The following is a 12,718-nucleotide window of genomic DNA, read 5'->3' on the forward strand; positions in this document are numbered from 1 at the left end:
CCGCGGATTGCCAGGGCGGCGTCTTTCGCGCAGGTTCCAAGCGCTATGCCATGCGCCTTTCCCGCCCGCGATATCCGGGTGCGCAAAACGCGTTTGGCGGCCCGACCACGGCGTCGCTATCGCATGTTTTTCAATCTGGCCGCAGAAACTTGGTCGAGCTTGATACGGATCATGTCTCGCCCGCCGGTTTCTTCTAGGCTGTCGATTATTGGAGCCGACGAATGCAGATTCGCGGTATTCGTTGTAGCGGGTGGGCCAAGGGGGGTGAATGCATTATCTGATTACCGGCGGCGCGGGTTTCATGGGCATCAACCTCACGCGCTACCTGCTGGAGCGCGGCCATCAGGTGCGCAGCTATGACATCGCCCCGTTCGATTATCCCGAGGCGGACCAGATCTCGGTGCTGCAGGGGGATATCCGTGATCATGCGCTGCATGCGCAGGCGTTCGACGGCATCGATGTCGTCGTTCATTGCGCCGCGGCCCTCCCGCTTTGCACCCGGGAAGAAATCATGTCGACCGATGTCGAAGGCACGCGCGGCTTGCTTGAAGCCGCGACCAGACTTGGGATCGACCGCTTTATTCATATCTCTTCAACGGCGGTCTATGGGGTGCCGGATCATCATCCGCTGACCGAAGAAGACCGGCTGATCGGCGTCGGCCCTTACGGCGAGGCCAAGGTGCTGGCCGAGGCGCTTTGCGTCGAGTACCGCGCGCGCGGCCTCTGCCTTCCTGTGCTGCGTCCGAAATCCTTTGTCGGGCCAGAGCGGCTTGGCGTGTTCGAGCTGCTGTATGACTTTGCCTTCACCGGTCACAGTTTTCCGGTGCTTGGGCGTGGCGATAACCTGTACCAACTGCTGGATGTCGAGGACCTGTGTCAGGCCGTGTTGCTCTGTGCCACGGGCGACCGTGACACCGTCAACGATGTCTTCAACGTGGGTGCCGCACGCTATGGCACGCTGCGGCAGGGCTTTCAGACCGTGCTGGACCGGGCCGGTCACGGCAAACGGGTGATCGGCCTGCCCGTCGCTGCGGCGATCTGGATTCTGAAAGTGCTCGAGGCGCTGCACCTGTCGCCGCTGTATCCGTGGATCTATGAAACCGCCGCAAAGGAAAGCTTTGTCAGCATCGACAAGATCACCAACCGTCTTGGCTACGCCCCGAAATACTCTAACGACGAGGCGCTGATCCAGAATTACGACTGGTATGTTGCCAACCGCGACGGGATCGCGAAACGCGCAGGGGTGACGCATCGCGTGCCCTGGAAAAGAGGAGCATTGGCCCTTGCACGCTATGTATTCTAAAGCCGAACGCCGCAACAGATCACGGGCCGCAGCGATTGGCCTGGCACTTGCCGCCCTGGTTCCTGGCGGCGCCATGGCGCAGACGGCCCAGCAACTGACGGATCAACGCGCGCAGTACGACGCCGAACGCCCCAAGAGCATTGTCGAGCTGCAACCTTTCCGGCAGGAAACGGCCGCGGTCCTGCCCGACTCTGGCAAGGCGCTGAGGCTGATCTCGCTCAATCCCGCCAGCAATGGCTGGTTTCTTGTGCTGATCGGCGACGATGGTGCCAAGGATCTTGAAACCTACCATATCGAGAACCCGGATCCGAAGGGCCAGCGGATTTCCCTGTCCTCCGACCCGGAGCCCGCGCTTGTCATTGCAGGCAAGACCGCCACCACGCGTTGCGTGCCCTGGACCGGTGCGCCGTCGCAACTCGTGACGGCCCAAGACAACGGATTGCCCTATGCGGCAATCTGCGACGGAAAGCTGACCCTGCGCAACAAGGTGTCGGGGGCGCAGTCGACGCTGGAGCGCACCACCGGGTTCCTGCGCGACAATATCTGGGGCGGTGACAAGATCGTCGGCTTTGTGAAGTCCACATTCTATAAGGATGCCTATGCCGAAAATGGCAAGACGGTTGCGGCCGATGGCACGCCGGAAAAGGAACAAGCTGATGTGGCCGCCCAGATCGGGCCTGCGCTCAGCAGCCACCCGGTTGTCACCACCGACCTTGGCTTCGGCCTGGTCGGTCCAGAGGCGGGCGAGATGTCCTTGGGGCTTTGGTATCCGGTCGCCGGTCTGGACGGGGTGTTTGCCAGCGCCATCCGGCCAAACGCGATCAACGCCGAAATCCTGAAAGGGCCCGGCACGGTAAACCCGCTTGATCGGGTCGAGGCACGCGCCAATGATTACATGATCGCCTTCGACCTGTCGCGCTTTGACCTCGGGTATGCCGTGGGAACCGACCATCCCCGCCTTGATTGGTCGCCGCGCCCGCCCAGTTCCGTACGCAGTGGCAAGTTGCCGGGGCCGGACGGTGTCGGCTCGCCTGCGCCGCTGGTGATGACCGGCATGGTCGGCCCAGCGCTTGCCGGCCAGACCATCGCCACCTTCGCGGGTGGCTTCAAACGCCGGCACGGGGCGTTCAAGTGGGGTCCGTTTTCCACAGTCAATCGCGGCTCGCACTATGGTTTCATTGAACAAGGGGTGATCCTGAGCAAGCTGCAACCCGGCCTGTCCACGCTCTACGTGCTGAACGATGGCACGATCAACATGAAGGCGTGGAGCCGGGAAGACGACGAGACCTTGCTGCCCAACATCCGGTTCGCGCGCCAGAACGGGGTTCCGATCCTGGAGACCGACCCGGCAACCGGCCTTGGCCTCCCCGGTGCGCTGGTCACGCAATGGGGGGCTGGCAACTGGTCGGGGTCGGCTGACGCGCAGCTGCGCACCCTTCGGGCTGGCGCCTGCCTGAAGGAAAGCGGTGGCCACCGCTTTCTCGTCTACGGCTATTTCTCGACGGCGACACCGTCTGCGATGGCGCGCACGTTTCAGGCCTATGGCTGCACATTCGCCATGCAGCTGGACATGAACGCGCCGGTGCTGACCTACATGGCGCTTTATCTGCGCAGCGATGGCACGGTGCAGGTCGAACACCTCGTCCCGTCGATGTCAGAGGCCGACGCGAAAGACCGCAAGGGCAACCTGCTGCCGAGGTTCGTGGGCTTTGCTGACAATCGCGACTTGTTCTATCTGGTCAGGAAAGAGGATCAGCCATGATACGCAAGCTCTTTACCGCACTGGCGGCTTTGGTGCTTTGTGGAGCCTCTGCCGGATTTGCCGAAACCGCCCTGCAAAGGAACAATGATGTCTTGTTTCAGCAGCTTCGGCAGGTGCACCGCCTGTCAGACAGGCAAATGGAGCGGGTCAAGGCGATCTTTGCGCGCTCGGGCTATATCGGGCAGGGCAACCCGGCGATTACCACCCATCCCTTGACGCCCGAGCAATGCCGGTCGCATATCCCGGGCGGTCCGGCGGGCTATTCCAACCCAAGGTTCGAAAGGATCTGCGGCGGCAAATACCTCGCCCCCCTCTACGATCCGCGCAGCCAGCGGCCCGAGGATGCCAAGGTCTGCATCGACCAGTTTGAATTTCCTAACATTCCCTGCACCTACCCTGTCGTCTGGGTCAAGGCTGCCGAAGCCGCCCAGATTTGTGCCGCCGTCGGCGAACGCATCTGCGACGCCCATGAATGGGAGGGGGCCTGTGCCGGTGAGTTGAACTCGCCCGACTACCGTTTCGATCTGTCAGCCGGGGCGTCCGCCAGCACCGCGGTCGCGCGGATGCGCGCCCAGCACAACACCAAATTCGCCCCGACCCAAAGCTGGAGCTATGGCCCAAGCTATCAGCGCGGCGTCTGCGCCGCCAACAGCACGAAGAGCGCGACGTGCCCGGGCGGCGGCTATGGCAACTGCGGTTCCAACACCTATCCGACGGGCAGTTTCCCTGATTGCCGCAGCACTTTGGGGGTCTATGACCTGAACGGCAACGCGGCAGAGCATATGAACCTGCCGCTCGCGCCCAAACAGATGGCAAGCACCGGCAGCACCACCCTTGGCGTGACCGAGATGAAGGGCAGCTGGTTCATCTTCGACAAATACCGCGCCCACCCGGATTGGTGCCGGTGGAGGGCGCCGTTCTGGCACGGCACCCGCGTGCTCGACCCGAAAAGCCACGCGAATTACCATCTGGGCTTTCGGTGCTGCAAGACGCTGGACTGAACCCGGCGACCTGCGACAGGATCAACTGGTAAACAGGGTCACTGGTAAAGTGACGTCAGCAGGGCCTGCGCGTTTGCGATCGGCCCTTCGCTGCTGACGATCTGCGCCAGTCGAGAGTCCTGCATCACATCAGCCAAGGGCTGCGGCGCGCCATCGACATAGGCGGTGCCGCTGACCAGCCGGATGCCATGGCTATAATCGGCATATTCGGCGCCATGCACAGTGCTGAGCGGCTGGATCGGGCGGCCATTCCCCCGCTGCCAGCCATAGATCGCCACCTTGCCTGGATGCGCGCGCAGCCGAAGCGAGAACACGACGTCCTTCTTCTCGCCAGCGGTCAGATCTTTTGCCGGAACGGAAAACGTCGCAAGCTGGGTCTCCACCGTCCGATTGTGCTGCAACAGATAGGCGGTAGACCGCATCCGGTCGTTCGCCGGCATCGGGCTTGCCACCAGACGCACCTTGGCCTGGGCATAGATCGCGTCCACCATCTTGGGCGTCGGCAAAAAGAAACCAAACCGGTCGGCGATTTCGGCGGCAGTCGGAAGGCCCATCGGGATACGCACGAAATCACGGTCGCTGCCAACGGCCAGATAATCCGGCAGGACGCAGATCACGACCTGAACGGCCTGGCCATCGGCCTGTTTGCCGGTGAAGGTGACAGGCGACAGGTTGCGCAGGAACGATGGCACATTTCCGGCCAGCACCTGCTCTTTGACCACGGCATCACGCGCTCTGCCGCTCAGGCGCATCACCTGCTGCATGAGGGTGCTGCCCGCGGGGGCTGCGGATGTCCGCGCCGGAATATCTTCAGCAAGCTTGGTGTTGCACGAGGCCGACCGCGTATTGGATGCGAATGCTGAAATGGCGCTCGCCAGCAATAGGCCGCAGGCCATGGCTCCGATCGAAGCGGATCTTTTCATCGGTTACCTCATTGGTCTGGCGAACGTTGTGGTTCCAGTAATGCCGACGGGGCGGCATTCAGGTCAAGCGACGTTCAAATCGCGCGCGGAATTCCGCTGTCTGCCCCTACGGCAATTGGCGGATTTGCGTCAATCTTGGTGTGTGGGTGTCTGTGCCCGGTCACATCAGGGTGAAACACTATCCCCGACCGGGCGCCTCTCATGCACCGCCAGAATGACCTGTGCGAACAAGGGGCCCACCGAAAGCACACGCAGCTTCGCAGCCAGCGCGGCTGTGGGCACCGCGAAAGGTGCCACGCTGTCGGTAAGCGTGATCCCGTCAATCGCGGCATCGCCCAGAACCCCGATCCCTTTCGGGGTCATCATGCCATGGGCAGCCAGCACGTTCACCGCCGTGGCACCGTGCTGCCGACAGGCCAAGGCCGCGCGCAGGACGGTATCGCCGCCGCAGATCATGTCGTCCACGATAAAGACCTGACGACCCTCGACATCCCCGGCGAACAATGAGCCGGAGACCACGCCGCCACTGCGACGCTTTTCCATAAAGCCAAAGTCCACTGCGCGCCCCGATACCGCCTCAAGGGTCTCGCGCAGCAGTTCCGCGCGCTTGACGCCGCCGCCGTCGGGCGACACCACCGCGATGGCCCCCTCGGGCATCCGGGCGGCAATATCGGCAGCGAAAAGCCGACGCGTGTCCAGATGCAGGGTACGGCAGCGAAAGGCGTTCTGAAACGCCAGGATCGTATGCACGTCCAGCGTCATCACCATGTCGGTGCCCACGGCCTCGAACAAGGACGCGACATATCGCGTGGTCACCGGATCGCGCGGTTTGGTCTGCCGGTCTTTGCGGGAGTAGGCCAAATAGGGCACCACCGCCGTCACCCGGGCCGCGCCATTCTCCCGACAGGTGGCAATGAAGAACAAGAGCCGCAGCAGTCGATCGTTTGCCGACGCGCCCTCGCGGCCGTTCAGATTGTGCAGAACAAAGATATCCTTGCCACGCACCGAGACCAACGGACGGGCCTTGTGTTCGCCCCCCTCAAATTCGCGCTCTTCGTGTGGCGCCACGTCAAACCCTGTCGCAGCCGCAATGGCTTGGCCCAGCGTTTCAGAACCATTGAGGGCAAAGAACAACATGAGACCACGTTAGGTTGGAATGGGGTGATCGCATTGACTTGGATCAACGCAACCGCAAAAGCTCCGGCTGACAAACACATGGGCAGGCGCGACCACTGCCATCGGGGGATTGTGCCCCGTCAGCAGGGAGGCGGCAAGACGGGATGCGCGATGTGAGGTTTCAGGAAAAGGTTGCATACCTGTCGCGACCCGAGGCTTACGGCGCCCTGGCAGGCGATGTGACGGTAATCGAGACCCATACGGCGATGGTCTTTCTGGTGGGCGATCAGGCCTACAAGATCAAGAAGCCGGTGGTCTTCGGCATTGTTGATTTCCGAAGCCTGCAGACCCGCGATTTCATCTGCCACGAGGAACTTCGGCTGAACCGCCAGCTGGCTGGCCCCGTCTATGTCGGCGTGGTGCCACTGGTGCAGTCCGAGCAAGGCGCGCTTCGTCTCGGTGGCGCGGGACATATCGTGGACTGGCTGGTGCAGATGCAGCGCCTGCCATCGGACCAGTTTCTCGACACCCGGTTGAGTGCCGGGCGGGTGTCGGAATCCGATGTGGATGCGGTGATAGACCGGCTTTCCACCTTCTATCAAGAGAGACGCCACGAGATCGTGCCAGGTGGCGCCTATTTCGATCACCTGCTTCACGAAAGTCTGATCAACGCGGCCCATCTGTCTGAGATGGGGCATCATCTTGGCCCGGACTATTCACCCTCGATCCCGGAAGCCGTGACCGCTCTCCTGCACAGTTTCCGCGCCGAGATCGAGGAACGCCGGGCCGCAGGTCTGATTGTCGAGGGCCACGGTGACCTGCGACCGGAGCATGTCTGCCTGACCTCGCCGCCCGTCATCTTTGACCGGCTTGAGTTTGCGTCGAAACTGCGCCAGGTCGACATCTATGACGAGGTGAATTACCTCGGTCTCGAATGCGCCATGTTGGGTGCTGACTGGATCTGGCCCCGGCTGCTTGACCTTCTGAAGGCAGTTCATGGCAATCCGCCGTCGCCCGGTCTGCTGAAGGCCTATGGTGCATTCCGGGCGCTGACCCGGGCGCGGTTGTCGATCGACCACTTGCGCGACGACCATATCCGCAACCCCGAGAAATGGCCGGTACAGGCGCGCAACTATCTGTCGGTCGCACGCCAGATCCTCGAACCGGCATTGTTGCCTTAATCGTTTGAGGTTGGCGTGCCGGCGATGCCTGATTTGACCTGGTCGATGGATTTCATGGTTGATCGGTTAGCGAACGGCCGCGCGTTCCGGCGGTTGAACGTATTGGACGACTTCAGCCGGAAAGCTTGGGCATCGAGATGGACTTTCCCTGCCGGTAGAGCGGGTCATCCAGAGCCTCAACAACCTCATCGCGCGACCCGGCCAGCCCAGGCCATCCGTGTGGAGTTGCCAGTGGTTACCCCCCGCCATGAAACTGAAAATGGCTGCGTAAGTTCTACGGCCACGTCCCGTTAATACTGGGAGGACTATCGGACGGTGTATTTGATCCAGATCACATAGACGCAGTTCAAACTAATATAACTGGAATTCCAGATTCAAGTTTAGGAGGGCCGCGTGGTGCATCAACCGAGGAGCGGTGAGGACAATTCCAATGCGATTTCAGCACGTGATTGGCTGACTCCGGGCCGCAAATGCCAGCAGCGGGCAGCGGTTTTCGCCGTTTTGGCCAGCCTTCTGTGGCCGGCGCAAGCAGGGCTGGTCGCTTTCGCGCTGGGGGGGCTGCTGACGGGCGCCGATGTGTCGCCCGTTTGGGTCGCTTGCGGCTTTATTGCCTTGGGGGCGGTGCGCGCCGTCCTTGGAGTCAGGTCCGAATCTCTGGCCGAAACCGCCGCGCAACGCGTGGTCCATGCGGCGCGCGCAGATATCGTTTCGCATGAGGCCCGTCGCGCCTCGGACAGTCCATTTGGAGGCGCCGGAAGTATTTCAGCTTTGGCGAGCGAAAAGCTGGATCATCTGACCGCCTACATCACCCGCTATGCGTCGGCGCGGGCGCGGGTGATGGTCGTGCCAATGGTCATCTTCGCGCTCGCCGTTTGGTTCTCATGGGCGGTCGCGCTGATCTTTCTTGTTTCCGGACCTCTGATTCCAGTGTTCATGGCGCTGGTCGGGATGGCCGCCAAGGAGGCGAGCCAGCGGCAGATGGCCGAGATCGGGACACTCAATGATCTTCTTGTCGAGCGATTGTCGGCGCTCGTCGATATCCGTCTGCTGGGGGCGAACAAGACAGTCCTTGAAGGCTTCTCGGCACAGGCAGGTGATTTTCGCAAACGCACGATGGCCGTGCTGCGGGTGGCGTTCTTGTCGTCCACCGTGTTGGAACTTTTTGCCGCGATCGGTGTGGCAATGGTGGCGGTTTATGTCGGTTTCTCGCTCTTGGGCGCCCTGGACTTCGGCACCTGGGGTGATCCGATGTCTCCGCAAGTGGGCCTGTTTCTTTTGCTGCTTGCGCCTGAATTCTATCAACCGTTGCGTGATCTTGCGGCCGCTTGGCATGACAAAGCCTCTGCCGATGCCGTCTTTGCCGAGCTGTCCGAGTGGAGCGGGGCCGAAACCGCAAGCTTGCTGGGGCAGGGCGGGTCCGCAAGCCCGCTTGTCGGTCCCGCCAGCGTCTCGTTGCGGGGGTGTGTCTTGCCGGGCGGCGCTGTCCTGGATGACATTGATGTAATGTCCGGCGAAAAAGTTGCCTTGATGGGGGCCAGCGGGACCGGCAAGACAACCGTGTTGCGAATGATCGCTGGGCTGCGCGCGCCGGTTTCGGGCCGCGTCATGGTGGCCGGTCAACCACTGGACAACACCACGGCGGATCCCTGGCGCGCCCGGATCGGTTGGATGCCGCAGGCGCCCCATTTCCTGAATGCCAGCTTGCGCCACAACCTGACGCTTGGCCGCGGGAAGGACCCGGCGCAGGCGCTGGAACTGGCGGCGGTCAGCCAGGTCGTTGCAGCCTTGCCGCAGGGCTTGAACACACGTCTTGGCGAAACCGGTGGCGGTCTTTCGGGCGGTGAGGCGCGGCGTATCACACTGGCCCGCGCAATTCACGGCGCGCCAGACGTGATCCTGGCGGATGAGCCGACCGCGGATCTGGATGCGGACACGGCAGCGGCAGTGACTCGCGGACTGTTGGCGCAAGCGGATCGCGGCGCGACGCTGATCGTGGCGACACATGATAGCAACCTTGCTGCAAAGATGGACCGGACCATCTGGATCGGAGGCCGGTCATGACCGCTTTGTGGCGCATCTTTCGACTGATCCTGCGTGAACAACCGACCGCCCTGTGGCGCGGCGCGGCGCTGAGCTGTGTCGTTCTGTTGATGGGCGCTGCATTGCTGGGGTTGTCCGGGTGGTTCATCACCGCCGCCGCCGCTGCGGGGCTGGCGGGCATGGGGGCCGTATTCGATGTCTTTCGTCCCTCTGCGATGGTGCGCTTTCTCGCCCTTGGCCGCGCCGCCGCGCGCTACGGAGAGCGGGTCCTGACCCATGACGCCACTCTGAGGGCCTTGGAATCGTTGCGTGTACGGCTGCTTGCCGGGCTTGTCGTGGCCCCTTATCCCCGGATGCTCCGTATCAGGGGGGCGCAGGCGCTGAACCGGTTGACGGCGGATATCGATGTCCTGGATGGCGTGGCTCTGCGGCTCGTCTTGCCAGTGATGGCCGGGCTGATGACGCAAGCGCTTGTTTTCGCGGTGATCTGGGCACTGATTGGGGGGGCGGTCGCGCTGTGGATTTTGGCAGGCTATGTTTTGGGGGGGGCTGTGATCTTTGTGCAGGCCACCCGCAAGACCGCGCGTCTGTCCCGCCGGGCCGAGGCGGCCGCGCAGGCGTTCCGATCGCGCCTGATTGACCTCATTCGCGGGCGCCGCGACCTGGCGGTGCAGGGCCGATTGCTTGCGCAATCCGATTTCGCATTGGAGGCTGATAGGCGACGGCGGGCTTTGCAGGGGCAACAAGACCACGCTGAGCGCCTAACCGGAGCCGCCCTGCAAATGCTTGGAACCTTGATCGCTGGGGGCACGTTGTGGCTGGGCATAACGATGGTGCAGGCGGGCAATCTCGCCCCCTCGCTTGCCGCTCTTGGATTCTTTACAACCTTGGCCCTTGCCGAAACCATCGCGCCCCTGCGTCGGGCGGCCAGCGATCTGGGGCGTATGGCCGAGGCTGCCAGACGCGTTTCGCGCGATATCGCGGTGCCATTGCCAACAACCGCACCCGCCGCCGCGACAGGCGGGCCGTTGCAGATCCAGGCGGTGGCTTTGCAGCGTCCGCTTTCAAAGATTCCTGTACTCAATGGCCTGAGCTTTGAGGCCCGATCTGGTGAGGCCGTGGCCCTGACCGGGCCCAGTGGATCCGGAAAATCCACGTTGCTTTTATCGATTGCGGGTCTGCATCCGGTCGCAGCGGGGCGGATCACGCTGGACGGTTTGCCGATCTCGGATTGGGATGAGCCGTCACTGCGCAGCGTCGTCGCGCTGTTGCCTCAGCGCAGTGCCCTGATGAGTGGAACGGTCGCGGATACGCTTCGGCTTGCCGCTCCGAACAGTGATGATGAAACACTATGGCAGGTTCTTGAGGCCGTTCAGCTTGTCGAAGTTTTGCAAGCAAGAGCCGGTTTGAACACCGCCATCGGTGCCGGCGGTGAAGGTCTGTCAGGTGGCGAAGCGCGCCGATTGGTCCTGGCCCGTGTGTTGCTGCGCCGTCCGCAGGTGCTGCTCCTGGATGAACCAACCGAAGGGTTGGACGAAGCCACCGCTCGAGCCGTGCTCGCGGGGATGCGTCGGTTTTTGCCTGACGCGGCTGTTGTGATCGCAGCCCACCGCCTTGTTGAGGCAAGTTTTGCTGATCGAACCGTCAGCTTGATTTAAGCTTTATCTGCGATATCGTTTATTGATTCAGATCAAAGCCACACAGCGCTCTGCTCTAGATACATTCCAGAGCGGGAATTTGAAGTAGGGGAGGTCGGTCCCCGATATCTGGAGCAATAGTTATGGAATTTGGGATCGTTGAGCTGTCACGCCTGCAATTTGCTATGACAGCCCTGTATCACTTTCTCTTCGTGCCGCTGACGTTGGGCCTGTCTGTCCTCGTGGCGATCATGGAGACGGTCTATGTCATGACCAATCGCCCGATCTGGCGACAGATGACCAAGTTTTGGGGGATGCTGTTCGGCATCAACTTCGTGCTTGGCGTCGCCACCGGCATCACCATGGAATTCCAGTTCGGCATGAACTGGAGCTACTACAGCCACTATGTCGGCGACATTTTCGGCGCGCCGCTGGCGATCGAGGGTCTGATGGCCTTCTTCCTTGAGGCGACCTTCGTCGGGCTGTTCTTCTTTGGCTGGGACAAGCTGAGCAAGGTCGCGCACCTGACCGTCGCCTGGCTGGTGGCCATCGGCTCGAACTTCTCGGCGCTGTGGATCCTGATCGCCAACGGCTGGATGCAGAACCCGGTGGGGGCTGAATTCAATCCGATGACGATGCGGATGGAGATGACGGACTTCTTCGAGGTGCTGTTCAACGAGGTCGCGCAGGCCAAATTCGTGCACACGGTTTCGGCAGGCTATGTCACCGCTTCGGTCTTCGTGATTGGCGTCTCGGCCTGGTACCTGCTGAAGGGGCGGCACAGCGATCTGGCGCGCCGCTCGATCACCGTGGGCGCGGCCTTTGGCCTGGCCTCGGCGTTGTCGGTCGTGCTGCTGGGGGATGAATCGGGTTACTCCGCATCCCACAACCAAAAAATGAAGCTCGCCGCGATGGAAGGCATGTGGGAGACCCACGACGCGCCCGCGCCATTCAATCTGATCGGCTTTCCCGACCAGGAGGCGCGCGAGACGAAATACGCCATCTCGATCCCCTGGGTGATGGGCCTGATCGGCACCCGCTCGCTGACCACCGAAATGCCCGGTATCAACGATCTGGTGGCCGACGCCGAAGACCGCATCCGCTCGGGGCTGATTGCCTATGACGCCTTGCTGCACGTGCGCGAACAACGCGATGCTGCCGACCCGGCCACATTGGCGACATTTGAGGCGCATTCCGCCGACCTCGGCTTTGCCTTCCTGCTGAAGAAATACGTCGACAACCCGCTGGACGCGACCGAGGAGCAGATCAAGGCCGCTGCCAACGATACCGTGCCGCAGGTATGGCCGCTGTTCTGGGCGTTCCGGCTGATGGTGGGGCTTGGCTTCGGCTTCATCGGCACGATGCTGTATTTCTTCTATCGGGCCTCGTTCAAGGGCATGAACTTCCCGCGCCCTGCCCTGCATCTGGCCGTCTGGATGATCCCGGCGCCGTGGCTTGCCGCCGAGCTGGGCTGGTTCGTCGCCGAATTCGGACGTCAGCCCTGGACGGTGGACGGCGTGCTACCGACGGCGATGTCGGTCTCGGCCCTGTCAATGACCGAGGTGGCGCTGACGCTGGCGGGCTTCGTGTTGTTCTACACGGTGCTGTTCATCATCGAGATGGGCCTGATGCTGAAATACATTCGCAAGGGCCCGTACCAGGACGTTGAAGAAACCGAGGCCTGGAACGCCCGTCACCACAATCGCCTGGCCGGCCGGAAGAACGCCGACGCCATCGCCATGCCTGCGGAGTAAG

The 12,718-nt window shown here is 62.2% G+C and carries 9 protein-coding genes and 1 pseudogene; 8 read left to right on the forward strand and 2 right to left on the reverse strand.

Annotation, left to right across the window (positions count from 1 at the left end; all coding sequences use genetic code 11):
* Positions 1 to 268: 268 nt before the first annotated feature.
* The 3 genes from P1U48_RS10710 (at position 269) to P1U48_RS10720 (ending at position 4,066) form a co-directional block, all read left to right on the forward strand.
* On the forward strand, positions 269 to 1,303 hold the full coding sequence (locus P1U48_RS10710; RefSeq protein ID WP_301068975.1) for an NAD-dependent epimerase/dehydratase family protein: 1,035 nt from the start codon (positions 269 to 271) through the stop codon (positions 1,301 to 1,303).
* Between the two features lie 73 nt (positions 1,304 to 1,376).
* Positions 1,377 to 3,065, forward strand: a complete 1,689-nt coding sequence (locus P1U48_RS10715; protein ID WP_301068976.1) for a hypothetical protein — start codon at positions 1,377 to 1,379, stop codon at positions 3,063 to 3,065.
* Positions 3,062 to 4,066 (forward strand): SUMF1/EgtB/PvdO family nonheme iron enzyme, encoded by a 1,005-nt coding sequence (locus P1U48_RS10720; protein ID WP_301068977.1) that lies wholly within the window; start codon positions 3,062 to 3,064, stop codon positions 4,064 to 4,066. The genes P1U48_RS10715 and P1U48_RS10720 overlap by 4 nt, the downstream gene beginning before the upstream one ends.
* A gap of 38 nt (positions 4,067 to 4,104) precedes the next feature.
* Here P1U48_RS10720 and P1U48_RS10725 read toward each other — a convergent pair whose 3' ends face one another.
* On the reverse strand, positions 4,105 to 4,947 hold the full coding sequence (locus tag P1U48_RS10725) for a hypothetical protein (protein WP_301068978.1): 843 nt from the start codon (positions 4,945 to 4,947) through the stop codon (positions 4,105 to 4,107).
* 207 nt (positions 4,948 to 5,154) lie between these two features.
* Entirely contained in the window at positions 5,155 to 6,126 is a 972-nt protein-coding gene (gene prs / locus P1U48_RS10730) for a ribose-phosphate diphosphokinase (RefSeq protein WP_301068979.1), read from the reverse strand.
* A 143-nt stretch (positions 6,127 to 6,269) separates the two neighbouring features.
* Between prs and P1U48_RS10735 the strand changes: the two genes are divergently transcribed.
* The 5 genes and pseudogenes from P1U48_RS10735 (at position 6,270) to P1U48_RS10755 (ending at position 12,717) form a co-directional block, all read left to right on the forward strand.
* The gene (locus P1U48_RS10735) at positions 6,270 to 7,286 is read left to right on the forward strand and encodes a hypothetical protein (RefSeq protein ID WP_301068980.1); all 1,017 of its coding nucleotides are present in this window, start codon (positions 6,270 to 6,272) and stop codon (positions 7,284 to 7,286) included.
* A gap of 6 nt (positions 7,287 to 7,292) precedes the next feature.
* A pseudogene (locus P1U48_RS10740) lies at positions 7,293 to 7,494 on the forward strand (IS3 family transposase); the annotation flags it as partial.
* Between the two features lie 185 nt (positions 7,495 to 7,679).
* Positions 7,680 to 9,347 (forward strand): thiol reductant ABC exporter subunit CydD, encoded by a 1,668-nt coding sequence (gene cydD / locus P1U48_RS10745; protein WP_301068981.1) that lies wholly within the window; start codon positions 7,680 to 7,682, stop codon positions 9,345 to 9,347.
* Complete coding sequence (gene cydC, locus P1U48_RS10750; RefSeq protein WP_301068982.1) at positions 9,344 to 10,984, forward strand: thiol reductant ABC exporter subunit CydC; 1,641 nt, start codon at positions 9,344 to 9,346, stop codon at positions 10,982 to 10,984. Before cydD ends, cydC begins: the two co-directional genes overlap by 4 nt.
* A gap of 122 nt (positions 10,985 to 11,106) precedes the next feature.
* Positions 11,107 to 12,717 (forward strand): cytochrome ubiquinol oxidase subunit I, encoded by a 1,611-nt coding sequence (locus P1U48_RS10755; protein WP_301068983.1) that lies wholly within the window; start codon positions 11,107 to 11,109, stop codon positions 12,715 to 12,717.
* The last annotated feature ends 1 nt before the right edge of the window (position 12,718 follow it).

It is taken from the genome of Pseudooceanicola sp. (assembly GCF_029213205.1).
Lineage (GTDB): Bacteria > Pseudomonadota > Alphaproteobacteria > Rhodobacterales > Rhodobacteraceae > Pseudooceanicola.